Source organism: Ruegeria atlantica, from assembly GCF_013032005.1.
In the GTDB taxonomy this organism is placed as follows: Bacteria; Pseudomonadota; Alphaproteobacteria; order Rhodobacterales; family Rhodobacteraceae; genus Ruegeria; species Ruegeria atlantica_A.
Genome location: NZ_WQBE01000008.1, coordinates 147,428 through 171,824, shown reverse-complemented (window position 1 = coordinate 171,824; position 24,397 = coordinate 147,428). Strand labels below are relative to the sequence as shown.

Below are 24,397 nucleotides of genomic sequence, written 5' to 3'. Positions count from 1 at the left end.
TTTTTTCTAAGCGCTTGACTGGGGCTTATTCGCCGGCCGCAGCCGCCACATCCAGAGTCACGCCGGGGCCCATGGTCGAGCTCAGCGCGATTTTCTTCATGTAGGTGCCTTTGGCGCCCGACGGCTTGGCCTTGGCCACGGCCGAGATGAAGGCACGGACGTTTTCGACCAGCTTGGCTTCGTCGAACGACGCTTTGCCAACGCCAGCGTGTACAACGCCGCCTTTTTCCGCCTTGAACTGAACTTCACCACCCTTGGCTGCTTCCACGGCCGCTTTCACGTCCATGGTCACGGTGCCGACCTTGGGGTTCGGCATCAGGTTGCGGGGGCCCAGAACTTTACCCAGACGGCCAACGATCGGCATCATGTCCGGGGTGGCAATGCAGCGATCGAATTCGATGGTGCCGCCCTGAATGGTTTCCATCAGGTCCTCTGCGCCGATGATGTCCGCGCCTGCTTCTTTCGCTTCGTCAGCCTTTGGGCCACGTGCGAACACAGCAACGCGCATCGCTTTACCGGTGCCGTTCGGCAGGCCGACAACGCCACGAACCATTTGATCCGCGTGACGGGTGTCAACGCCGAGGTTCAGAGCGATTTCGATGGTCTCGTCGAACTTCGAAGTGGCGTTGCCTTTGACCAGGGAAACAGCTTCTTCGACCGACAGGTTTTCCTTGCCAGCGACAGCTTCGCGCGCAGCGCGGGTGCGTTTACCAAGTTTTGCCATCTTACTTCACCTCGATGCCCATAGAGCGGGCCGAGCCCAGGATGATCTGCATTGCGCCTTCGACGTCGTTGGCGTTCAGATCTTTCATTTTGGCTTCGGCGATTTCGCGAACCTGCTTGCTGGTCACGGTTGCCACGGTCTCGCGACCTGGGTTTTCCGCGCCACGAGGGCGGTTACGCTTGCCGACCGGCTTCAGGCCAGCTGCTTTTTTCAGGTAGTAAGACGCGGGCGGCGTCTTGATGTCCATGGTGAAGGACTTGTCCTGATAATAGGTGATCACGGTCGGGCAAGGTGCGCCCTGCTCCATATCTGCGGTCTTGGCGTTGAACGCCTTGCAGAATTCCATGATGTTGATGCCGCGCTGACCCAGCGCCGGACCAACTGGCGGCGACGGGTTCGCCTGACCTGCAGGAACCTGCAGTTTCATTGTACCAGCAAGCTTCTTGGCCATTTGGTTTTCCTTTCAACGTAGATAGGACGCGTCCTACCCGGTTTATGTTGCGTGGTCCGATCCGGGATCGCGATCCCAGCAACCTCCCACGAGAGAATCTCGCCCGAAGACGATAGAGGCGGCATGTATAGGGGAATGGTGGGGTTGGCAAGAGGTTGGCGTTACAGTTTGGCATCACCGCTTTGGGCCCGAAACACGCGTACTCGTCTCTGCCTGTCTCCTCAACTGCAAGACCTATTAGCGCCACAAATTCTTCCTCGGACTGGCGTTCTGTGGCAGACTGGCACTTTCAAGGCGCAGGAGGGATCGGAAAATGAACGGGTTTGGGTCGCCGAAGAAAACACGGGAGTTTCACAACCACCACTTTGACTCCTCCATGTGGAACGATTTCGAATTTCGTAATGACGATATCATCATCGCTACCTATGCAAAGTCTGGAACGACTTGGGTTCAGCAAATCGTCGCTCAGCTGATATTCAACGGCGCTGAAGACCTCGACGTCGCCGAGATGTCGCCGTGGCTTGACCTTCGGGTCCCGCCCAAAGAGGTCAAGTTACCAGCAGTCGCGTCGCAAACGCACCGACGCTTCTTAAAAACGCATTTACCGGTGGATGCGCTCGTTTTCTCAGAACAAGCCAAATACATATACATTGGGCGCGATGGGCGTGACGTAGTATGGAGCTTTCACAACCATCATTCGAACGCGAATGACACTTGGTATGAAACTCTGAATGATACGCCCGGCCGGGTAGGCCCACCGATCGAACGACCAACACGAGATACCGTTCAATACTTCAGGGAATGGCTGGAGAATGATGGTTACCCGATGTGGCCTTTCTGGGAAAATATTCGAACCTGGTGGGAGATTCGCGATCAGCCCAACGTGCAACTTATCCATTTCGAAGCGCTCAAACGCGACATGCCGGGGGAAATTCGCCGCATCGCAAATTTCCTGGACATCGAGATTGACGAAAGTCGTTGGGATGCGATCCTCACGCACTGTTCCTTTGACTACATGAAAGCACATGCAAGTAAATCCGTCCCTGGAGGCGGTATTTTTTGGGATGGCGGCGCAGAGACATTCATCCACCGCGGCGTGAACGGTCGTTGGCGTGAGATTCTCCCTGAAGAGGACAAAGCCCGCTATGAGGCTAGAGCCTTGGCGGAGCTCGGGCCGGAATGCAGCAGTTGGCTAGCCTTCGGAAAATAAGAGCATCACTGGCACCACCTCGTCGAAACCCACGAAAGGGCCATCATTGACGGAGGTCCAGAGAAGACAAACGATTGCCCTATGTTCCCAATTACCTGATTGAGGCCCAATAACGCCTCAGCGAAGGTCGAGATTTGCGGAACAAATCAATTAATCCTAATACTTGAGTTGCTTAAGAAACGAAGGCGGGTATCTTGGTGCAACTTGGACACAAATGAGGTGGTCAGGGATGGGGTCATCTCGACTTAACAAAGGACTGCTGATCTGTGTACTGGTCGCTATGCTGCCGGGTTGTGGCAGCAAGGCCGAAGACCAAAAAGCTCTGGACGCCGAAACCAACGCGGTCACAAAATCCAATTCGTCCGTAACGACAGGGATTGATCCAGCCACCTATGCCGGTCGCTTTCAAATCAAGCTGACAAAAGAAGTACCCCTGCGCAACATTCCGGTTCCCTTTACCGTTTACGGCGGTCTAGAAGAATCCAGCCCAACCCGATTGCGGTTGAAGGCCTTCATGGATCTGCGTGGGCTACAGGAAAAAGCCCCTCAAATCCTGACTGGCCCTTTGGAAGAATCCTGTAAACGTCAGATTTACCTTGAGATCCGAGACGTTACCGCCATAGGTGACACCGTAAAGGTCGAAGGTTCCGCCCGCGCGCAGTTTACAAGGTGCAACCGGCGTGAAGAACCGGGCTTTCGTTATTTTGGAGCAACCGTGGACGCGGTCGCTGTCGCCAAGGCTGAGGTGAAAGGCCAATGCCTAACATTCAGCATTGAAAGCGCCGACCTCAGCCCGCGCGGGTTCATCGGCGCTGTTTCCAACCTCTTTGGTTTGACCAACCGCATCAACGACGCAGTTCTGGAAAAGGGTGGTGAGTTTCTGGCAGCCCATCCGGTTTGCCCGCCACTGCCCGACGAATTCTCTGTTCTCGAACCGGTCTACGAATCAGGAGGCACCCGCGAAATCGCTCCGGGCGGGATGGGGGCGGCTGTTGTCGGATCTGCCGATGTCAGCGCCGGGACAATCGTCAAAGTCCTGGGTGGGCTGAAGGAACTTGGCGTATTGGAGTTTGCTGAATGAGACACTGGTTGATTTTCCCGGTCTTAATGGCAGCCGTTCTGGACGCCCGGGCACCAAGCGCGCAACAAGTGGACTTTGTCGTCGACGCGACATTGCCAGTTCGTGATACAGAGCTGCCCTATACGCTTGATCTGAACCTCGCCGCTGTTGCGCCGACACGGATCGGGGTGGGCGCGCTTCTTGATCTGCGTGAAATACAGAAGACTGTGCCTGAGCGACTGGCTGACAACGCAATAGTCGACAATTGCGGCCTGCAAGTCCGGCTGGATGACTTGAGTTTTGGGGCCCAAGGCGATGCGATTGATCTGGATGGGGATGTAACCATCACGATCTTTGAATGCAGCCGAACCAGTGAGCGCAATTTTCAACGGGGTGAGCAAAAAAAGGCTATCCTGGCGAACATGTCCACCGAAGCGACAGTCGAACTGCGTGACAATTGTGCCTATTTCAAACTCATTGATCTTACACTGACGGCCCCCGAAGAACAGCGAGAGCAACTTCTGGATGATGATACGCTGGACTCTGTAAAGGAACTGATGCTGGCCGCTGTAGATCTTGTATTGAACGATACCCCTTTGTGTCCGAAGTTACCGGCAGAACTCGCGTCACTTGACCCGGTTTATGACAATGGCGGACCCAAAGAGATCGGAGAAGGTGGGCTTGGTGTCTTCCTTGAAGGATCGGTGGATGTCAGCCCTTCGACCATTCTCGATATTCTGACGGTCCTTCAACGGCAAGAACTGATCCCCGGCCCGCCGTAACTGCAAGGTGATCCTTGTCGTTGAGAAAACCACCTTGGACTTCTGAACTGACAACTGGTTCGCCAAAACAAAACGCCGCAGTGCTCGTGGCATCGCGGCGCTAAAATCTTGCTGAAGTAGCTATCAGCTCTGCTTCGTAACCTGCGTGAAGTCCAGCTCGACCGGGGTTTCCCGACCGAAGATCGAGACCGAAACCTTCAGCTTCTGAGCTTCGTCGTCGACACCTTCGACCATACCGTCGAAATCCTCGAACGGGCCGTCGTTGACCTTGACCTTCTCGCCCACTTCGAAGGTGATCATCAGCTTGGGCGCTTCTTCACCTTCCTGAACGCGGTTGAGGATCTGGTTCACTTCGGCATCGCGCATCGGCATCGGGCGGCCTTGCGGGCCCAGAAAGCCGGTGACGCGGTTGATCGAGTTCACAAGGTGATAGCCCTGATCGGACATTTCCATGTGCACCAGCACATAACCGGGCATAAAGCGGCGTTCGGTCGTGACCTTCTTGCCCCGGCGCACTTCGATCACCTCTTCGGTGGGCACCAGAACTTCGTCGATATCGTCCTCAAGGCCCTGCTCGGCCACCGACGTGCGGATCTGCTCTGCGATCTTCTTTTCGAAATTCGAAAGAACGCTGACCGAGTACCACCGTTTCGCCATGAACCTGTCGTCCTTGTTTGCCTTCGGTGCGCTGGCAATGCCGCAAGCACCGTCATTGAAATTCTGTCACGTCACCCGGAATAAAAAGCGGCGCGCAGCCCGAATCGCCGCACGCCCATTCCGAATAGTACCGCGTCAACTACTCTGACATTGCGCGCTGTGCAAGGGGGCAGTGGCGTTTCAGCCCGCCCAAACCAGTTTAACTGAATGCACCCAGGATCAGTTGCAATCCGCCGCGAATGCCCAGATCAACCAACGCAAAGAACACGGCAGTCAGCGCCGCCATGATGAACACCATGACCGTGGTCAGCAGCACCTCACGCCGGGTCGGCCAGACGACCTTTGCAACTTCGGCGCGGACCTGCTGAATGAACTGGATCGGATTCATAGTTGCCATTTGGCTTGGTTCTCTCTGCTAGCGGATGAGCCGGACATAACCGGGCATTGCGGCAATTTCAAGAGCGCTTGATTGCCATGTGTCAGGGCTTGGGCTTGTCGTCCCATTCATCACTCAGGATGCGCCGAGAGTCACCCTCGGGGTCGTCATATTGGTTCGAGCGGACGGTATACACAAAGGCCACAAGTCCAACCCCGCCCAAAAACAGGGAAATCGGAATCAGATAGGCCAAAACTTCCATAGCAGCTACCTCAGACGCAGGGCGTTCAGGGACACGGTGATGGACGAGGTCGACATCGCCAGCGCCGCAATCAACGGCGTGGCCAGACCGGCCACCGCCAGCGGCACCGCGATGATATTGTAAACGGTGGCAATACGAAAGTTCTCGCGAATCCGTTTGGTCGCCTTCACGGCCGTATCACAGGCATCGGCAATCGGGGCCAAATCATTACCCAACAGCACGATATCCGAGGCCACCCGCGCCGCGTCCAGCGCCGATGCGGGCGAGATCGACACATGCGCCGCTGCCAGCGCAGCGGTATCGTTCAGACCGTCGCCGACCATCAGAACATGTCGGCCCTGGTCGCTCAGCTCCTGCACACGGGCGGCTTTTTCTTGCGGCAAAGCCTGCGCGACCCAGTGTTCGATCCCCAACTTTTCAGCCAGCGCCTGAACCGCGCCTTTTGTGTCACCTGAAATCAGGATGACCTCTTTGCCTGCGTCGCGGAAAGCTTGAACCGCCTCGGCCGCGCCGGGGCGCAGACTGTCCGAATACTGGAAGCACACAGGCGCTTGCCCTGCGACGGACAACCATGCTGCGGTCTGATCACCCTCTTGCGCACCGGTCCACGCTGCCCGGCCCAGACGCACGCGCTGATCTCGATAGGTGCCTTCGGTGCCGTAACCCGGAACTTCGGTGATATCTGTCAGACGGGCCGGTTTGACCCCCGCATCGCGTGCCGCGGTGGTCAATGCAACGGACAGCGGGTGCGAGGAGGCCTCGGACAGCGCCAAGGCCACTTCAAGATCAGCGCGGGCATGATCGCCCAGGTTGATCAGTTCGGGCGTGCCCGAGGTCAGCGTACCGGTTTTGTCGAACACCACCGTATCCACCTCGGACAGACGTTCCAGAGCCGTGGAATGTTTGATCAGCATCCCCTTGCGGAACAATCGCCCCGAGGCTGCCGTTGTCACCGCAGGCACCGCCAGCCCCAGCGCACAGGGGCAGGTGATGATCAACACCGCAGCTGCTATGTTCAGCGCGGTGCGGATATCGCCGGAATAGATGTACCAACCCAGAAAGCTGAGCGCCGCTAGGATGTGTACACCCGGCGCATAAAGCTTGGCCGCCTTGTCCGCCAACGAGGTATAGCGCGACCGGCCCGATTCAGCGATGGCGACCAGATCGGCCATACGGTGCAGCGACGTATCCTCACCCACCGCTGTCGCCCGAATGGTCAGGGGGCCAGTCAGATTAACCTCACCAGCGCTGACTGCCATGCCCGCTTGCGCAAAAACAGGCAGGGTTTCCCCAGTCAACAGGGACCGATCAAGCTCTGACTGCCCCGACACAATTTCGCCGTCCACCGGCATACGCCCACCGGGCCGGACAAGGATCAGATCGCCAACTGCAAGGGTGGCCACGGCCACTTCTTCCTCGACACCGTAGACCAGGCGGATGGCGCGCGGTACTTCTAGTGCGGTCAGTTCTTCGGCCGCGGATCGGGCGGCATCGCGGGTGCGGTAATCCAGATACCGCCCCGCCAGCAGGAAGAAGGTCAGCGTCAGCGCGGCATCGAAATAAGCGTGTTTGCCGCTGAGCGCGGTTTCCCAAAGCGATGTGATCAACGCCAACAGGATGGCTAAAACAATCGGAACATCCATGTTCAGGCGTTTGACCCGCAGGGCGCTCCAGGCGTTGGCAAAAAAAGGCTGCGCCGAAAAGGCTATGGCTGGCAACGCAATGGCCGCGGAAATCCAGTGGAACATATCGCGCGTGGCATCCGATGCGCCCGACCAGACCGACACCGACAGCAGCATCACGTTCATCGAAGCGAAACCGGCCACCGCCAGCCGCATCAACAGATCGCGACCGGCCTTATTGGCCTGCGTCGCTGACAACGAACCTGGGTCCAGCTCGTGCGCCTCATAGCCCGCCCGTTCCAACACAGGAATAAGATCGGCTGCACGCAGATCAGGCGACGCTTTGACCATCGCCCGCTTGAGTGTCAGGTTCACCCGCGCGTCCTCGACCCCCGGATAGGCGTTCAGTTCCCGTTCGACCGTGGCAATACAAGCCGAGCAATGAATGCCCGGCAACGATAACGCAATCTGAGCATCCTGTGGGATGGGCCGCGCCGGTTCCGCCGGGCTGGCGATACAACCGGGGCAGGCCGCAGTGCCGGATGTGAACTGCGTCGTCATCCCATCACCCTTTTACGTACAACGGCACACGCTGGGCAAACTCTGCACCCGCGCTATCCTTGGCAACCAGCCGTATGTTCCAGTTGCCTTTGCCCAACGATACCGGCGTTGCATAGGCCTGACCGTCAAAGATAAATTCGGGCGAGAAATCATCCTCGACATGGGTGGCGCGACCCACAACAGCCTGCAACTCGGCCACTTCGATCGGAGCTCCGGTTTTGTCAGTGATATGCAGGATCAACAAGCCGCCAGACATTTCGGCACGAATGGTCCAACCCAGCGCCTGATGTTCCTTCAGACGGTCGTTGAACTCCTGACTGGCGACATAAGAGTTTTTTACCTCAAGCCCCGGAAAGGTTTTGACCGCGCTATAGGCCAGTACGAGGTTTACGGCGATAATCACACCAAACGCGGCGACGAAAATGGCCAGAGCGTGCTTACCGGTAAATTGACGCTCGGCCATACTAGTTCCCTCGTCCGTTGAAAGTGGTGTCTTTATAGGCGCGTTCACCGCTTTCCAGATCCTCGACCCAGATGCGCACCGAGGTTGCATCCGCAGCCGCCGGCCCGGCGTCGCCCGCAGAAACGATGTAGACGCGGGTCAATTGTGCCGTATCTGCCGTGACATTGACAATCTCACCTTCGACGCCCTCGATCTGGATCTGCAAGGCCGGATCACCCGCGAGGGACAATTGGAACGCCCGGTCCTCACCATGCTTGTTACGCAGGCGCACATCATAGGTATTGCGGATTGTTCCGTCGGACAAAGTGACAAATGTCGGGTTGCGCACGGGCGCCACGGTCAGATCAATATCGGACCGGATAAACAGTGCAAACAACAGCGCAAGGCCAACCAGGGCCCACAAAGCCGTATACAGGATCGTCCGCGGACGCAGGATGTGTTTCCAGACGTTGATGGGTTGCTCGCCTGCCCGTTCATGAGCTTCGTCGCTCAGCGCCATATAGTCGATCAGGCCACGCGGCTTGCCGATCTTGGCCATCATGTCATCGCAAGCGTCGATGCACAGCGCGCAGGTGATGCATTCCATCTGCTGCCCGTCGCGAATGTCGATCCCAACCGGGCAAACATTCACGCAAGCCATGCAGTCGATGCAGTCGCCCAGCTCGGAATCGGTAGTACGCTTACCCTTACCGCGCGGTTCGCCCCGCCATTCGCGGTACCCGACGACCAGAGTGTCCTCATCCATCATAGCGGCCTGAATACGTGGCCACGGGCAGGCATAAATGCAAATCTGCTCGCGGGCGAAGCCGCCGAAAAAGAACGTCGTACCTGTTAAGATCAGGACCGTTGTATAGGCAACCGGATGAGCGTTTCCAGTGACCAGATCCCGCATCAGCGTAGGGGCATCGGCAAAATAGAACACCCAGGCCCCGCCGGTTGCCAGACCGATCAGAAACCACGCCGTCCATTTCGTGATACGCAGGCGCGCCTTGCGGAAGTCCAGCTTTTCCTGCCGGTGCAGTCGCAATCGGGCGTTGCGATCGCCTTCGATCCAGCGCTCAACCAGAATGAACAGGTCCGTCCACACCGTCTGCGGGCAAGCATAGCCGCACCACACGCGCCCCAGCGCAGAGGTAAACAGAAACAGGCCCAGACCGGCCATGATCAACAGGCCTGCCACGAAATAAAACTCATGCGGCCAGATTTCGATCCAGAAGAAGTAAAAACGCCGGTTCGCCAGATCCAGCAGCACCGCCTGATCCGGCAGGCTGGGGCCGCGGTCCCATCTGATCCAGGGCGTTACATAATAGATGCCAAGCGTAACCGCGAGGATGATCCATTTCAGGTTTCGAAATGGCCCGGACACGCGCCGGGGAAAGATCGGCTCCCTTGCAGCGTAAAGGCTGGGGGCAGGGTCGGAATCGCTCACAAGCAGGCTCCAGATGTGGCTGTCTTTTAGGCGTCTTTTTCCAGATCACAAAAGCAGTCACTTTGACATGGGTCAAAAGCGCATCACGCAGACACCTTTTGTCACACCATACCAGCTTGCCGCCTGAGCCAGCTAACAAAAATTTTGACAGCCGGGCGCAGTGGCGCATCCCCTGTCACAATGTGGTATCCACGCGCGCCAGGTTCGCGAAACAACTCGATGATGCGACCCGCCTGAATATCAGCTTCGACAAAATGTCGCGCCGTGAATGTCACCCCCTGACCAGCGCGCAGCCCCTCAAGCACCAGATTGCCGGGCAACAAGATTCGCCCAGCCCGCGGGCCGTGTTCAACCCCGCGGCGGGCCAGCCACGATGTTGCCTCTGTAGTTCCAAGCTCTTCCAACCAAGGCAGTTGGCTAAGTTCATCCGGCGTAATGGTTTCCCGGCCTCCCAGTAGCGACGGCGCAGCAACTATCACGATCGGACTTTGCAACAGAGGCTCTGCATTCACCCCCTGCCAGTATCCATCCCCGTATCGGATCGCCACATCCACACCACCCGGACGCAGACTGGCAAGGTCAGGCGAAGGGTCCAGTGCCAGGGGTATATCAGGATACTCGGCTTGAAACGCCGGCAAGCGGGGCATCAGCCAGGACGCGGCAAAAGATGCCGTCAAGGATACATGAACCGGGCGATCTTCGGCGATATGCGTCAGATCCGCTACGGCTGCCCCGATCGCGCCAAAACCCAGATGTAAGGCGCGGGCCAGCTTTTCACCCTCGACCGTCAACGTCATGGACTTACCGCTGCGGTCCAGCAGGGTCACCCCAAGGTGTTTTTCCAACGCGCGCAATTGCTGGCTGATGGCAGCGTGGCTGACATTTAACAGGACCCCGGCCTGCACCACATTTCCTGCTTCCGCAAAGGCATGAAAAGCCTTCAGCGATGCAAGGGGTGGCATTGTCATCCAGTTCATATGTAAGCCTAGGTTACATTACCCAATGGCAATTGAGTCGCATATTCCTCGAAAAACATCAATCCTGAGTGCAATCAGACCCAACTTAAGGAGAGATCAGATGCTATCGATTCTTGCACGTACATTCATGGTCGCCACCCACACGGATGGGCTAACGAAACCGCAAAACCGGGAAAACCGCCCCGAGGGCAATTGGTGGAAGAGAACCACGCGCGTCACACGTTCCCGTGCGAAATGACGGGCCCTCTGGACCCGATCAAAACAGAGAACTAATCTGAACTTGTAGCACCGGCTGTTCAGGAAACGCGCGAACAGATGGAACAGCCGGTGCCTAACCTTCGGGCGGCGAACCGTCCGAAGGTATTCTTTTGCCGTTACTGACCGCCACCCAATTGGTGGACATAAGCTGTGACCGCGCGAATCTGCGCGTCGGTCAGACGGTTTTCCCAGGATGGCATCACGCCAAAGCGGCTGTAGGTGACCGTTTCGGTCAAAGCCTCTTCGCTGCCGCCATAAAGCCAGATGGCATCGGTCAGGTTCGGTGCGCCCTGAGTGATATCACCGGTGCCGTCTTCGCCATGACATGCTGCGCAGTTGTCCTCGAAAACAACTTTGCCCGCCTGCGCCGCCGCATCATCAGTCTGAGCGTTGGTCAGCGACATGACATACTGCACCACCTGAGTGATTTCGTCCTGTTCCAGAATCTCGCCAAAGGCCGGCATCTCAGAGTAGCGCGCATCGTCGCTTTCTTCGTTGCGAATACCATAGGCAACGGTCATCTCGATATCCTCAAGCGACCCTCCCCACAGCCAGGCATCGTCCAGCAAGTTCGGGAAACCTGGCGCACCCTGCGCCCCCGAGCCGTGACACTGCGCACACCAGGTACGGAACACCGCACCGCCTGCGTTCACCGCGTATTGCTGCAACTCGGCATCTTTCGAGATATCCTCCAGCTGCGTTTCAATCAGCTTGGTGTTCCACGGCGCATTGGCCTCCTCGAACGAGATCATCTCTTCCTGCACAAGTGCTCGAGAAGACCATCCCATGACACCAGCCGTTGCAGACCGAACCAACGGCCAAGCCGGATACATGATCGTATAGATCACGCCCCAAACAATGGTTGCGTACAAGACCCACAGCCACCAGCGGGGCATCGGATTGTCAAATTCCTCAATTCCGTCCCAGCTGTGGCCGGTGGTATTCGGATCACCCGGCTGTTTTTCAGGTGTTTTGCTCATTTCCTCGCCTCCTTGACTTCGGCGGGTTTATCTTGATGCCGGAAAGGGATGTTGGCGGTATCCTTGTATTCTTTGCTGGCACCGGGGCGGAAAACCCAGATCACGATGCCGACAAAGAAGGCAAACAGCACAAGTAACATCCAGCTATCCGCGAACTGCCGTAAGAGAGTATATTCTTCCATCACACCCTCCTGTTATCGGCTTGCGTCCGGGGTGAAGGTCGAGAAATCAACCAACGTGCCCAGCATCTGAAGGTAAGCAACGAGCGCATCCATCTCGGTCAACTCAGATTGACCATCGAAATTGCGGACATTGACCTTGTCGCCATAGCGTTCCAGCAATCCGTCATAGTCGCTGTCCGGATCCGCCTGCGCACGGAAATCCGCCTGTGCCTGCTCGAGCATCTCGTCTGTGTACGGCGTGCCGACCACAGAATTGGCAGCCATGACATCACCGATATACTTACCGTCGATCTTCCGATGCTCGAGGAAGCCATATTTCGGCATCACCGATTCAGGCACAACTGATTGCGGATCACGCAGGTGGTCCACCTGCCACTGGTCCGAATAACGGCCACCGACACGAGCGATATCAGGCCCGGTACGCTTGGAGCCCCACTGGAATGGGTGATCATACATCGATTCAGCCGCCAGCGAGTAGTGACCATAGCGCTCAACCTCGTCCCGCATCGGGCGGATCATCTGACTGTGGCAGACATAGCACCCTTCGCGGATGTAGATGTCACGCCCGGCCAATTCGAGGGGGGTGTATGGGCGCATGCCCTCTACCTTCTCGATGGTGTTCTCAAGATAGAACAGCGGGGTGATTTGTACGATGCCACCGATGGTAACGACCAGAAAGCTGAAGATCAGCAGGAGGGTCGCGTTGGTCTCGAGGATCTTATGTTTGTCGAGAATTGCCATTGCTCCGGCCCTCCTTATTCAGCCGGGACCGCGACGGACAGGCTGGCCTCTTTGGCCGGCGCTTTCCGCACAGTCATCCACAGGTTGTAGCACATGATCAGCGAGCCAGCGACGAACATCACGCCACCCAAAGCACGCACCACATACATCGGGAACTTGGCAGCCACGGTGTCGGCGAACGAGTTCACCAGGAAGCCGTTGGCATCCACTTCGCGCCACATCAGACCTTCCATGATGCCGGTGACCCACATCGACGCGGCGTAAAGCACGATGCCGATGGTAGCGAGCCAGAAGTGCCAGCTGACCATCTGCAGCGAATACAGACGCTCACGCTTCCACAGGACAGGCACCAAGAAGTACAGCGCACCAAAAGTGATCATGCCGTTCCAGCCCAGCGCGCCCGAATGCACGTGACCGATGGTCCAGTCGGTGTAGTGCGACAGCGAGTTCACTGCACGGATCGACATCATCGGGCCTTCAAAGGTGGACATTCCATAGAAGCCGACCGAGATCACCATCATCCGAATAACCGGATCAGTGCGCAGCTTGTCCCATGCACCCGACAGGGTCATCAGACCGTTGATCATTCCACCCCATGACGGCATCCACAGCACGATTGAGAACACCATGCCCAGCGTCGAAGCCCAGTCAGGCAACGCGGTATAATGCAGGTGGTGCGGACCGGCCCAGATATACAGGAAGATCAGAGCCCAGAAGTGGATGATCGACAGCTTATAGCTGAATACCGGACGCTCGGCCTGTTTCGGGATGAAGTAATACATCATTCCTAGGAAACCCGCGGTCAGGAAGAAGCCCACAGCATTGTGGCCGTACCACCACTGGATCATGGCGTCCTGCACACCAGACCAGACGATAACCGATTTCGAACCCCAGATGCTGACCGGGATGGTCATGTTGTTGACCAGATGCAGCATGGCGACAGTCACGATGAACGCCAGATAGAACCAGTTCGCCACATAGATGTGGGGTTCCTTCCGCCTGACGATCGTTCCAAGGAAAACGGCCAGATAGGCAACCCACACAATGGTCAGCCAAAGGTCTACATACCATTCAGGCTCGGCATATTCTTTGGACTGAGTACCACCCAGTACGTAGCCGGTCGCTGCCAGTACAATGAACAGCTGATAGCCCCAGAACACAAACCACGCCAGATTGCCGCCCCAAAGGCGCGCGGCGCTGGTGCGCTGTACCACATAGAACGAGGTTGCGATCAAGGCGTTACCGCCAAAGGCAAAGATCACCGCCGATGTGTGCAGCGGACGCAAACGACCAAAGTTCAGATAGCCCTGCGCCCATTCGAAGTTCAGCGCTGGAAAGGCCAGCTGAAACGCGATGAAAGTCCCTGCAAGGAACCCGACCACGCCCCAAAAGGCAGTTGCGATCACGCCATAGCGGATCACGCCATCCATGTATTCACCCGAACGGTCTACAAGAATATCTGGCTCGTCGGTGTTTTTAAGCGTCCAGATGAACAAACCACCGGCGATCAGCATCACCAGAATCGAATGCACCTGATACGCCAAATCGCGTGCATAGTTGGACCCGATCGCAGTGAACACCACAACCAGACCAAGCACGATCAGCTTGATGTAATTTGACATATTGCGTCCCTTTGCCATGCCCCACGTGATTCTTGTATATCGCAGGACCCTTTTGACTGGTTGCCGTTTTGTCGAACGGCGGCCAGAATTACTTTGATCTGTGTCAAGACAATACACTGATTTCTGTGACAATCGTAAACTGACAACTGGGCCATAGGGCCGCAGGTACATGAGCCTGAAAGACAAGAGGTCAAAATGGCATACAAATCTCTTCTCACGGTGATGACAGACACGAACCACAGTGACGCGCCTCTGGCCCAGATGGCCGCTCTGACTGCTTCGCAAGACGCGCATGCCGAGGCTTTGTGTCTGGGCGTCGACCGCAGCCAGACGGGATATTACTACGCCGGCGCAAACGCCCTGATACTCCAGGAAACACTGAGCCGCGCGAATGCCGAAGCCGAAGAGGTGCTGGCCTATGCCAAAGACTATCTGGGCAAGACTGGAATCCGCTGGTCCGCCGAAAGCGGTGTTGCCCAGATCTCGGATATCGGGCGCCACGTGGCGCACCGCGCGCGGTTTTCCGATCTTGTCATTCTCCCGCAACCTTACGGACCTGACCGCGACGCCGAGGCCGAACCCATTGTCGAAGCTGCCATGTTCGAAGGTCACGCGCCTGTTCTAGTCGTTCCTGACGATGCAACCCCGTTCGCACGACCGGGCAACATCCTGATCGGCTGGAACGAGAGCGTCGAGGCCATGCGAGCCATCCGCCGCGCGCTACCGTTTCTGACGCAAGCCGATCTGGTGCGCATCGTCGTGATTGATCCGCCGCGCCACGGCCCCGACCGCTCGGACCCTGGTGGGATGCTGTCGCAGATGCTGGCCCGCCATGGCGTGAAATGCGAAATCGACGTGCTGAGCAAGACCATGACGCGGGTATCCGATATCCTGAATCGTCACGCCGCAGATACCGAGGCAGACATGATCGTGATGGGAGCCTACGGACACTCGCGGTTCCGCGAGGCCATTTTGGGCGGCGCGACACGGAACATGTTGGAACAAGCCACGGTACCGGTGTTCCTGGCTCACTAGTATAGGCTGTTACAGAAAACCGCCCCTTGGGGCGGTTTTTACCTTTTCACCAATCCGATCAGAAACAGAAGGATGATCGCACCGATGGTGGCGAAGAAAATAGTTGAAAGGACACCGCCTCCAACAGCAAAGCCCAGCGCGGGAAAGATCAAACCGGCCAAAAACGCGCCTACAATGCCGACGATGATATTGCCAATCAGGCCAAAGCCGCGGCCTTCCATGATCTTGCCCGACAGCCACCCGGCGATCGCGCCGATGAACAGCATCGCCAGAATGCTACTGAATCCCATGACTTACTCCTGAGGTCTGCTTCAAATGACCCCAGTTAAACATGGCCAGCCGATCCAGTCACGCTGCAAGCGTGTCAGACCAGAAAACCTCCATCCGAGTCGTCGCCTGCCTCTTCCATCAGGCGGCCCATATCCGGAATCGTCACGTGGCGTTTGCCTTCCAACGTGATGACCTGATCCTTTTTCAGGGCCGAGATCTGCCGACTGACTGTTTCCAGCGTCAGCCCAAGGTAGTCCGCCATCGCCTCGCGGGTTAGCGGAAGGTCAAACACGATCGGCCCCGTGTTTCCCTTTTGATTGATCGACGCATCGCGCCGGGCGATAATCGACAGCAGGCTGGCAATCTTTTCTCGCGCAGTCTTGCGCCCCAGCACCAACATCCACTCGCGCGCGGCGTCCAGCTCGTCCAGCGTCATTTGCAACAGCCGGTGTGCAATATGCGGGGTATTGCTCATCAAGTCTTCGAACGGCTTCTTGCGAAAACAACACATGACCAGATCGGTTGTTGCCAGCACATCGTATGGCGCAGAATCGCGGCCTGGCCGCCCGACGAAATCACTGGGCAGCAAAAGGCCAACCATCTGGGTGCGACCATCTTCCATTGTCTGGGTCAGCGAGGCGATGCCTGACACGACCGAGCCCACAAAATTCATCTGATCCCCTGACCAGATGATCGTCTGACCAGCCTCAAAACTGCGATAGTATTTGATGCCTTCAAGCTCTACCAGCTCGTTCGCATCACAGTGGGCGCATACTGCACGATGCCGGATGGGGCAATCTCCGCAGTTTGTATGGTCGAATTTGAGTATCGGTGTCATGCACGTTTCCACTTGATCTCGGTCAAAGCATCTAGACGGTCCGTCCCTTAAAGCTATCGCCATGATAGTGAAACCACAATTGGCCAAGCTTGGACTATTTGACGCGAAAGTCCCGCGTTATACAAGCTATCCCACCGCCCCCCACTTCAGCAATGACGTGGGGTCAAGCCTTTATTCCGACTGGATTTCCGGCCTGAAGCCGGGCAGCGAGGTGTCGTTGTACGTCCATGTCCCGTTCTGCCGCAGGCTGTGCTGGTTCTGCGCCTGCCGCACGCAGGGCACGCAAACCGACAACCCGGTGATTGCCTATGTGGACGTTCTGAAAGCCGAGCTTGACCTGCTGGCTGAACGCCTGCCCGAGGGCATTACCCTGTCGCGCCTGCATTGGGGTGGCGGTACGCCAACCCTGTTGAACCCGGATCTGATGCGGGATCTGGCCGCGCGGATTCTGGATGTCGTACCGCTGGGCCCGAATGCCGAGTTCTCGGTCGAGATCGACCCGAACGAGATTGATGAGGCCCGTCTGGACGCATTGGCCGAGGCCGGGATGAACCGCGCCTCAATCGGGGTGCAGGATTTCGACGACGAAATTCAGAAGACCATCGGGCGCATCCAAAGCTATGACGTCACACGCAAAGCCGTGGACATGATCCGCGCCCGTGGGATCAGCAGCCTGAATGCGGATATCCTGTATGGCCTGCCGCACCAGACCAAATTGCGGATGACGGAAAGCGTGCAGAAACTTCTGTCGCTCAGCCCGGATCGTGTCGCGCTATACGGTTATGCCCATGTGCCATGGATGGCCAAGCGGCAGCAACTGATCCCCTCAGATGCCCTGCCGACCCCCGAAGAACGTCTTGATCTGTTCGACACCGCCCGCCGCCTGTTCATGTGGGATGACTATGCCGAGATCGGCATTGACCATTTCGCCACGCAAGATGACGGCCTGACCCATGCGCTCAAGGCCGGGCGGTTAAAGCGGAACTTCCAGGGCTATACCGACGATCAGGCCGAGGTTCTGATCGGGGTTGGTGCCAGCTCTATCTCGCGCTTTCCGCAAGGCTATGCCCAGAATGCGCCCGCAACATCTGCCCATACCAAGGCGATTCGCGAAGGGCGGTTCTCGACCTCACGCGGGCACTTGTTCAAAGGGCAGGACGTTCTGCGCGCCCGGCTGATCGAAGCGCTGATGTGCGATTTCCAGATCAATACAGCCGAGGTTCTGGGCAATCACGACATCACCGGGCCAGAGTTGCAGGCTATGTATCAGGCTGCCAATACAGCCTTTGACGGCCTGCTGTGGATCACCGAAGATGGCTTGTTCATCCCGCCCGAGGCCCGGCCGCTGACCCGCATGATTGCCCGCAGCTTTGACGCCTATGACCTAAGCTTGGCCGGCCACAGTTCGGCAATCTGACATCAAGGCAGGTCAGGGCTTGACGCGGCGGGTCAGTTTTTTCCACACTTGCAGGGCGGGCGGAACCCGCCCGCACCCGAGGCAGGCCCAATACCAGACAGTTCGCGCCAACGCATTTGCGTAAGGCTATCCCTTTCGTGCAGCCGATCTGCAATTTGAAAGAGGGACAGCACCCATGCGCGTTTTCACCGTCCTCGGCCCCAGCCAATCGGGCAAAACCACTCTGGTCGAGGCCATCAGCCGCCTCGACGGCCGGTCCACCACATTCGACGTATCCGGAACCGTGCATTTGCACGGTTTTTCTTATTTAGACGAACCCTGGTGCGCCATTGATGTCGATGGCGGCGGCGATAATCTGGCCTATGTCGGCCCTGCCATGGCAATCTCGGACGCCGCCGTGGTGGTCGTGCCGCCCGACCCGCTGGCCGCCGTTCTGTGCGCCCCATATCTGCGACTGGTCGAAGAGGCTGGCATTCCCTGCTTCCTGTTCATCAACCGTATGGACAACCCCAATGGCCGGATTCGCGACATCATTGCGGCGTTGCAGACCTATTGCACCCACCACATCGCCCTGCGTCAGGTGCCGATCCGCGAGGGCGACACGATCGTCGGTGCGGTTGATCTGATCTCGGAGCGGGCCTGGAAATATCAGGAAGGCCAGCCCTCAGCCCTAATTGAATTGCCGCAATCGGTCGAGGACCGCGAACAGGAGGCCCGCACGGAATTGTTGGAAACCTTATCAGATTTCGACGACAACTTGCTTGAGCAACTGATCGAAGACAAGCAACCGCCCAGCGCCGAGGTTTACGATCTGGCCGCACAAGTGCTGCAGAACCACCAGCTGATACCCGCCTGTTTGGGCGCGGCCAGCCATGGAAACGGGCTGACTCGTTTGATGAAAGCCCTGCGGCACGAGGCCCCGGAGTTTGACATAGCCGCCGGGCGCGACGAAGCGGCAGAAAACGCCCGCGCGATCGCTGGCTTCGCGGATGTAAAAAAACATATCGGCAAGATCGTCGTTCTGCGCGGGCTGGGCGCAGGTGTGAAAGCGCATGAGAATCTGGGCGGCGAAACCGTCGGCAACCTGACTACGCTGGACGCCAAGACGCAGATTGCCGAGCTACCAGCCGGGCAAATTGGGCTCGCCGTGAAATCCGATCACCTAAATCCCGGCAATCTCTATGACAGTTCTTCGGCGACCCCTCTGCCCGAATGGGCTGGTTCCCACCCGGCAGCGCATCGTCAGATCGTGTCGCCCACCCATGAGCGAGACGACGTGCGCCTGTCTAACGCACTGACCCGTCTGGTCGAGATCGACCCCGGCCTGCATTTGGAACAGGACGAACTTAGCGGTCATGCAATTCTGGGTTCACAAGGTCCGCAACACATGCGTCGTGTCACCGCCAAACTAGATGAGGATTTCGGGATCGAGATTACTGCCGACGCGGTTGAGACCGCTTATCGCGAAACCATTCGCGCACCCGTCGAACACCGTCACCGCCACCGCAAACAATCTGGAGGGGCTGGACAGTTCGCAGACGTAGTAATCTCGGTTGCGCCAATGCCGCGGGGTTCGGGGTTCCAGTTCGAGGAAATCGTAAAGGGGGGCGCGGTGCCCAAGAACTATATTCCATCGGTCGAACACGGCGCCAAGGATGCGTTGGTGCAGGGGCCCGAGGGCTTTCCGGTGGTTGATGTGAAAGTCACGCTTAGCGATGGCAAGCACCACAACGTGGACAGCTCGGACTATGCCTTCCGTACCGCAGGCAAGAATGCTGTGCGTGAGGCCCTGCCACAAGCCAAACCGGTGGTCCTGCAGCCGATCCTGAGTGCCGAAATCCACCTGCCGTCGGATTTTGTAGGCGATCTGGTTCCGACCATAAGTTCGCTGCAAGGCCAGGTTCTGGGCTTTGAAGGCAATCCCAACGCCTCAGGCTGGGAGATCTTCAACGCCCAATTGCCCGCCGTGGCCGAGGACGAGTTGCACCGAACCCTCGCCAGTGCCACACGTGGCACCGGTTGGGTCAAGCTGAACTTTGATCACTATGAAGAGCTGCGCGGACCACTTCCGAAAAGTGCAGCGCGCGAGGCCGCCAACGCACAGTGAAATTCTCAAAAAACCTCTGACCGGCACCCCGGTCAGAGAATACACAGGAGGGCCGCCCCACATTTCAGGTTTGTTATTTAAAGAGGAGCCGTAGTTATGGCGTATTCAACAACCGTCCTGACGACATTTGTAGTCGCGGCCATTTTTCTGGCTGCCGGGGAAAGCCTTGCCAAGGGGAAACCCAAAGGCGCAAAACGCACTGACCCACAAACGATAGCTCAGCTCTATTCCGGCAAGACAACAAATTGGAGACTTGGAGGGTCGTTCTATTGGGCACCTAACGGCACCTTACAGGGGATAGGGCAAAAAGAAGGCGCCGTTGGCATTGGGCGATGGTACGTCACAAACAGAGGTAAACTGTGTAACGAGACTGACTGGTACTGGTTCGAAAACGGTGCGAGGCAATACAAACGTTTCGAAGAATGTTGGGAGTTTGTGACAGCCCCGGACGGAACAATCTGGGAGAGATTTATCCCTGAGAAGTCAAACTGGTATCGCCACAGTATCCGTTCGCAAGTCAGAGGCAACCCGCACCAAAGAAAGTTCAACAAATTGAAGAAAGATCTGGGTCTATAACCCTTTGCCGCGCGGGTAGGAACTCACCCTACCCCGCTGCCGCAATCAGTTCACGGGTATAATCTGTCTGAGCATTTTCGAACAAATCTTCAGCCGCACCCATTTCGATGACATCTCCGTTCCGCATGACAATCACCTTGTGAGACATCGCCCGGACCACCTTCAGGTCGTGGCTGATGAACAGATAGGCCAGCCCGTATTTCCGCTGAAGATTGCGCAAAAGATCAACGATCTGCACCTGCACCGTCATGTCCAGCGCGCTGGTCGGTTCGTCCAGTACCAGTAGCTTGGGCCGCAACACCATGGCGCGCGCTATCGCGATACGCTGACGTTGTCCGCCCGAGAATTCATGCGGGTATCGGTCCATTGCCGCCGGGTCCAACCCCACTTCGGTCATCACCTCGGCCACCAATTCGCGCGGGGCACGGTGGGGGTCGACCTTATGGATCGCCAAGCCCTCGGCAATGATCTGCATGCAGGTCATCCGCGGGCTAAGGCTGCCAAACGGGTCCTGGAACACGATCTGCATGTCTTTGCGCAACCGCCGCAACTCTCGCGTGGACCAGCGGCGCACGTCCTGTTCGCGAAAAGTGATGGCCCCCTCGGACGCAATCAGGCGCATGATCGCCAGCGCCAGCGTCGTCTTACCAGACCCGCTTTCACCGACAATGCCCACCGTCTCGCCCGCGCGCACGCTAAGCGTGGCGTCGTTCACTGCCTTCACATGGCCCACGGTCCGTTTCAAAAACCCGCGCTGGATCGGGAACCAGACCTTCAGGTGATCGGTACGGGCGACCTCTTCGGCCTCGGGGGCGACGGGGTCGGGATGGCCCGATGGCTCGGCCCCCAGCAGTTTCTGCGTATAGGGGTGCTGCGGGTTGTTGAAGATCTCGGCAGTGGCGCCGGTCTCGACGATCTCACCATCCTTCATCACGCAAACCCGGTCGGCGATGCGCCGCACAATGCCCAGATCATGGGTGATGAACAGCATCCCCATATTCTCTGACTTTTGCAGCTCGGCCAACAACTCCAGAATCTGAGCCTGAATGGTCACGTCCAGGGCAGTTGTCGGTTCATCCGCGATCAGAATGTCGGGCTTGTTGGCCAGCGCCATTGCGATCATGACCCGCTGCCGCTGCCCACCGGACAACTGGTGTGGATAGCTGTCCAACCGATCCTGCGGATCACGAATCCCCACCTTGGTCAGCAGTTCGACAATACGTGTGCGTGCCGCATCTCCGCTCAGACCCTGGTGCAGGGCCAGCGATTCTGCCATCTGCTTTTGGATTGTGTGCAGCGGGTTCAACGAAGTCATCGGCTCTTGAAAAATAAAGCTGATATCATTGCCGCGCACGTCCATCAGCTTGTCTTGCGAAGCGCCGATCATCTCATCACCGTCATAGGTGACCGAACCTTCGACGATAGCACTGTCCCCCAGCAACGACACGGTGGACAATGCCGTAACCGACTTGCCTGATCCGGATTCCCCCACAAGTGCGACGGTTTCCCCCCGGTCCACGGTGAACGAAACACCTTTGACCGCCGCGCTCACCTGCCCGTCCTGCTTGAACGAGACCTTGAGGTTGTTCACATCCAAAAGGCTCATGAGAAGGTCTTTCTGGGGTCAAACGCATCGCGAACGCCTTCAAAGATGAAGACCAGCAGCGATAGCATGATGGCAAAGGTGAAGAACGCAGTGAAGGCCAGCCACGGCGCCTGCAGGTTTTGTTTCGCCTGCAAGGTCAACTCCCCCAACGACGGCGCCGAAGACGGCAAGCCAAAGCCCAAGAAATCCAGCGAGGCCAATCCGCCAATGGTGCCAGTGACGATGAACGGCATGAATGTCAGCGTCGCAACCATCGCGTTGGGCAGCATGTGGCGGAACATGATCGTCATGTTGCCCACGCCCAACGCCCGTGCCGCGCGGACATATTCCAGATTGCGCGCGCGCAGGAATTCGGCCCGGACAACGCCGACCAATCCGGTCCAACTGAACAGGATCATCAACGCCACCAGCAGCCAGAAACTTCGACCCAGAATGGCGAACATGATGATGATCACGTACAGCGATGGGGTGGCCGACCAGATCTCGATGATGCGCTGAAAGACCAAATCCAACCAGCCGCCGAAAAAGCCCTGAATTGCACCGGCGAAAATGCCAATCAGGCTGGCGGCCCCTGTGACCATCAATGTGAACAGGATCGACAAGCGGAAGCCATAGATGACCCGAGCCAACACATCGCGCTTGGTGTCATCGGTTCCCAACAGGTTCTGCCCATTGGGCGGCAGCGGTGCGGCCCCCGGACGATCCACACTGGTGTTGAAGGAGTATGGAATCAGCGGCCAGATCGCCCAACCGCGTTCAAACCCCTCGGCCTGAAAGGTCCCGTCTTTGATTTCGTCAATGATCCCTTCGGGATCGTCGAAACACTCTTCAAGCCCGCCACTGTCGATCAGGCATTTCACTTCGGGGTCGCGATAGATCGCTTCGGTTTGGAAATCCCCGCCGAATTCAGTTTCCGGGTAAAAATTGAAGATCGGCGTATAAAACTCGCCCCGATATTTCACCAGGATCGGCTTGTCGTTCGCGATGAACTCGGCAAACAGCGAGATACCGAACAGTACCGAGAAGATGATCAGCGACCAAAAAGCCCGGCTATTGCGCCGGAAATTACGCCACCGGCGCTGATTGAGGGGGGAAAGCGCCATTTACCCCTCCCGCTTTTCGAAATCGATGCGCGGGTCGACCAGCACATACATCAGATCGCTGACGATACCGACGACAAGACCCATCAGGCCAAAGATGAACAGCGTGCCAAAGATCACCGGGTAGTCGCGTGCGACTGCTGCCTCGAACCCCAGACGGCCCAGACCATCGAGTGAGAAGATCGTCTCGATAATGATCGAACTTCCGAAGAAGACGCCAATGAACACCGCCGGAAAGCCTGCGATCACGATCAACATGGCATTGCGGAACACGTGGCCATACAGCACCCTGCCCTCGCTCAAACCTTTTGCGCGAGCGGTCATGACATATTGCTTTTTGATCTCATCCAGAAACGAGTTTTTGGTCAGCAGCGTCAGCGTCGCAAAGGCGGAAATCGTCAGGGCAATGACCGGTAGTGTGATGTGCCAGAAATAATCCGCGATCTTGCCGATCAGGCTAAGGCTGTCCCAATTGTCCGAGGTCAGCCCCCGCAGCGGGAAGATTTGCCAGTAGGACCCACCGGCAAACAGCACCAGCAGCAGGATCGCAAACAGGAAGCCGGGAATGGCATAGGCCACAATGATGGTGCCACTGGTCCAGGTATCGAACTTTGAACCATCCTTGACCGCCTTGCGAATACCCAGCGGGATCGACACCAGATAGGCAATCAATGTGGACCACAGGCCCAGCGAGATTGAAACGGGCATTTTTTCCAGCACTAGATCAATCACGCTGATCGAGCGAAAATAACTCTCGCCGAAATCCAACGTCATGTAGTTGCCCAACATGTCAAGGAACCGTTCGACCGGAGGTTTGTCGAATCCAAATTCCTTTTCCAACTCTTCGATAAATTCGGGCGGCAATCCGCGCGCGCCGATATAGCGGTCATTCACGCTGCTGGTTTGCTGCTCGATATCGCTGCCGCCGCCTGCGATGCCTTCGAACACGTCACCGCCCCCTTGCATCTGGGCGATCATCTGTTCAATCGGACCACCGGGGACAAACTGAACCAGCGTGAAATTGACGATCATGATCCCAAGCAATGTGGGGATGACCAGCAACAGGCGTCTTAGAATATATGCTCCCATGG

25 protein-coding genes are annotated in these 24,397 nt (G+C 57.4%); 7 read left to right on the top strand and 18 right to left on the bottom strand.

Annotated elements, in window-relative coordinates; translation table 11 throughout:
* Positions 1–25: 25 nt before the first annotated feature.
* Together rplA and rplK are read right to left on the bottom strand one after the other, a co-directional pair.
* Positions 26–724: a 50S ribosomal protein L1 gene (rplA, locus tag GOX21_RS15545; protein WP_170350965.1), complete on the bottom strand. Its 699-nt coding sequence runs from the start codon at positions 722–724 to the stop codon at positions 26–28.
* A gap of 1 nt (position 725) precedes the next feature.
* The gene (gene rplK, locus GOX21_RS15540; protein ID WP_037314971.1) at positions 726–1,175 is read right to left on the bottom strand and encodes a 50S ribosomal protein L11; all 450 of its coding nucleotides are present in this window, start codon (positions 1,173–1,175) and stop codon (positions 726–728) included.
* Positions 1,176–1,488: 313 nt separating this feature from the next.
* Here rplK and GOX21_RS15535 point away from each other — a divergent pair, with 313 nt between their 5' ends.
* From GOX21_RS15535 to GOX21_RS15525, 3 genes are all read left to right on the top strand, one after another.
* Positions 1,489–2,385, top strand: coding sequence for a sulfotransferase domain-containing protein (locus GOX21_RS15535; RefSeq protein WP_170350966.1), 897 nt, complete (start codon positions 1,489–1,491; stop codon positions 2,383–2,385).
* Between the two features lie 229 nt (positions 2,386–2,614).
* Positions 2,615–3,466 carry a hypothetical protein gene (locus tag GOX21_RS15530; RefSeq protein ID WP_170378387.1) on the top strand — a complete coding sequence of 284 codons (852 nt, stop codon included), beginning with the start codon at positions 2,615–2,617 and terminating at the stop codon, positions 3,464–3,466.
* Entirely contained in the window at positions 3,463–4,227 is a 765-nt protein-coding gene (locus GOX21_RS15525; RefSeq protein WP_170350968.1) for a hypothetical protein, read from the top strand. Before GOX21_RS15530 ends, GOX21_RS15525 begins: the two co-directional genes overlap by 4 nt.
* Positions 4,228–4,350: 123 nt before the next feature.
* On the opposite strand, the gene nusG is transcribed toward GOX21_RS15525, so the two are convergent.
* From nusG to ccoN, 11 genes are all read right to left on the bottom strand, one after another.
* Positions 4,351–4,884, bottom strand: coding sequence for a transcription termination/antitermination protein NusG (nusG, locus tag GOX21_RS15520; protein ID WP_010440977.1), 534 nt, complete (start codon positions 4,882–4,884; stop codon positions 4,351–4,353).
* A gap of 199 nt (positions 4,885–5,083) precedes the next feature.
* The gene (secE, locus tag GOX21_RS15515; RefSeq protein ID WP_170350969.1) at positions 5,084–5,281 is read right to left on the bottom strand and encodes a preprotein translocase subunit SecE; all 198 of its coding nucleotides are present in this window, start codon (positions 5,279–5,281) and stop codon (positions 5,084–5,086) included.
* Between the two features lie 82 nt (positions 5,282–5,363).
* Entirely contained in the window at positions 5,364–5,522 is a 159-nt protein-coding gene (gene ccoS, locus GOX21_RS15510) for a cbb3-type cytochrome oxidase assembly protein CcoS (protein ID WP_170350970.1), read from the bottom strand.
* A gap of 5 nt (positions 5,523–5,527) precedes the next feature.
* A complete protein-coding gene (locus tag GOX21_RS15505; protein WP_170378386.1) occupies positions 5,528–7,705 on the bottom strand; it encodes a cation-translocating P-type ATPase in 2,178 nt (725 codons plus the stop codon).
* A 4-nt stretch (positions 7,706–7,709) separates the two neighbouring features.
* Complete coding sequence (locus tag GOX21_RS15500; protein WP_170378384.1) at positions 7,710–8,168, bottom strand: FixH family protein; 459 nt, start codon at positions 8,166–8,168, stop codon at positions 7,710–7,712.
* A gap of 1 nt (position 8,169) precedes the next feature.
* Positions 8,170–9,597: a cytochrome c oxidase accessory protein CcoG gene (gene ccoG / locus GOX21_RS15495; protein WP_170378382.1), complete on the bottom strand. Its 1,428-nt coding sequence runs from the start codon at positions 9,595–9,597 to the stop codon at positions 8,170–8,172.
* Positions 9,598–9,698: 101 nt separating this feature from the next.
* Positions 9,699–10,574: a LysR family transcriptional regulator gene (locus GOX21_RS15490; protein WP_170350974.1), complete on the bottom strand. Its 876-nt coding sequence runs from the start codon at positions 10,572–10,574 to the stop codon at positions 9,699–9,701.
* Between the two features lie 374 nt (positions 10,575–10,948).
* Positions 10,949–11,812, bottom strand: coding sequence for a cytochrome-c oxidase, cbb3-type subunit III (ccoP, locus tag GOX21_RS15485; RefSeq protein ID WP_170378380.1), 864 nt, complete (start codon positions 11,810–11,812; stop codon positions 10,949–10,951).
* The gene (locus GOX21_RS15480; protein ID WP_170350977.1) at positions 11,809–11,994 is read right to left on the bottom strand and encodes a cbb3-type cytochrome c oxidase subunit 3; all 186 of its coding nucleotides are present in this window, start codon (positions 11,992–11,994) and stop codon (positions 11,809–11,811) included. Before GOX21_RS15480 ends, ccoP begins: the two co-directional genes overlap by 4 nt.
* A gap of 12 nt (positions 11,995–12,006) precedes the next feature.
* The gene (ccoO, locus tag GOX21_RS15475; protein ID WP_170350978.1) at positions 12,007–12,735 is read right to left on the bottom strand and encodes a cytochrome-c oxidase, cbb3-type subunit II; all 729 of its coding nucleotides are present in this window, start codon (positions 12,733–12,735) and stop codon (positions 12,007–12,009) included.
* A gap of 14 nt (positions 12,736–12,749) precedes the next feature.
* A complete protein-coding gene (ccoN, locus tag GOX21_RS15470; RefSeq protein WP_170378378.1) occupies positions 12,750–14,357 on the bottom strand; it encodes a cytochrome-c oxidase, cbb3-type subunit I in 1,608 nt (535 codons plus the stop codon).
* Between the two features lie 195 nt (positions 14,358–14,552).
* Between ccoN and GOX21_RS15465 the strand changes: the two genes are divergently transcribed.
* Positions 14,553–15,392: a universal stress protein gene (locus GOX21_RS15465; protein WP_170350980.1), complete on the top strand. Its 840-nt coding sequence runs from the start codon at positions 14,553–14,555 to the stop codon at positions 15,390–15,392.
* 38 nt (positions 15,393–15,430) lie between these two features.
* On the opposite strand, the gene GOX21_RS15460 is transcribed toward GOX21_RS15465, so the two are convergent.
* A complete protein-coding gene (locus GOX21_RS15460; protein WP_170378377.1) occupies positions 15,431–15,682 on the bottom strand; it encodes a GlsB/YeaQ/YmgE family stress response membrane protein in 252 nt (83 codons plus the stop codon).
* A gap of 74 nt (positions 15,683–15,756) precedes the next feature.
* Positions 15,757–16,500: a transcriptional regulator FnrL gene (gene fnrL / locus GOX21_RS15455; protein ID WP_170350982.1), complete on the bottom strand. Its 744-nt coding sequence runs from the start codon at positions 16,498–16,500 to the stop codon at positions 15,757–15,759.
* Positions 16,501–16,561: 61 nt separating this feature from the next.
* Between fnrL and hemN the strand changes: the two genes are divergently transcribed.
* The 3 genes from hemN to GOX21_RS15440 all read left to right on the top strand — a co-directional run bounded on the left by hemN (position 16,562) and on the right by GOX21_RS15440 (position 20,600).
* Positions 16,562–17,917 (top strand): oxygen-independent coproporphyrinogen III oxidase, encoded by a 1,356-nt coding sequence (gene hemN / locus GOX21_RS15450; protein WP_170378375.1) that lies wholly within the window; start codon positions 16,562–16,564, stop codon positions 17,915–17,917.
* A 175-nt stretch (positions 17,918–18,092) separates the two neighbouring features.
* The gene (locus GOX21_RS15445) at positions 18,093–20,024 is read left to right on the top strand and encodes an elongation factor G (protein WP_170378373.1); all 1,932 of its coding nucleotides are present in this window, start codon (positions 18,093–18,095) and stop codon (positions 20,022–20,024) included.
* 96 nt (positions 20,025–20,120) lie between these two features.
* The gene (locus tag GOX21_RS15440; protein ID WP_170350985.1) at positions 20,121–20,600 is read left to right on the top strand and encodes a DUF995 domain-containing protein; all 480 of its coding nucleotides are present in this window, start codon (positions 20,121–20,123) and stop codon (positions 20,598–20,600) included.
* A gap of 28 nt (positions 20,601–20,628) precedes the next feature.
* Here the strand turns inward: GOX21_RS15440 and GOX21_RS15435 are convergent, their stop codons facing one another.
* Genes GOX21_RS15435 through GOX21_RS15425 form a run of 3 tightly spaced genes read right to left on the bottom strand, consistent with a single transcriptional unit; the run spans position 20,629 to position 24,395 of the window.
* A complete protein-coding gene (locus GOX21_RS15435) occupies positions 20,629–22,206 on the bottom strand; it encodes an ABC transporter ATP-binding protein (protein ID WP_170378372.1) in 1,578 nt (525 codons plus the stop codon).
* A complete protein-coding gene (locus GOX21_RS15430; protein ID WP_170378370.1) occupies positions 22,203–23,309 on the bottom strand; it encodes an ABC transporter permease in 1,107 nt (368 codons plus the stop codon). Before GOX21_RS15430 ends, GOX21_RS15435 begins: the two co-directional genes overlap by 4 nt.
* Complete coding sequence (locus GOX21_RS15425; RefSeq protein WP_170350988.1) at positions 23,310–24,395, bottom strand: microcin C ABC transporter permease YejB; 1,086 nt, start codon at positions 24,393–24,395, stop codon at positions 23,310–23,312.
* Positions 24,396–24,397: the final 2 nt, after the last annotated feature.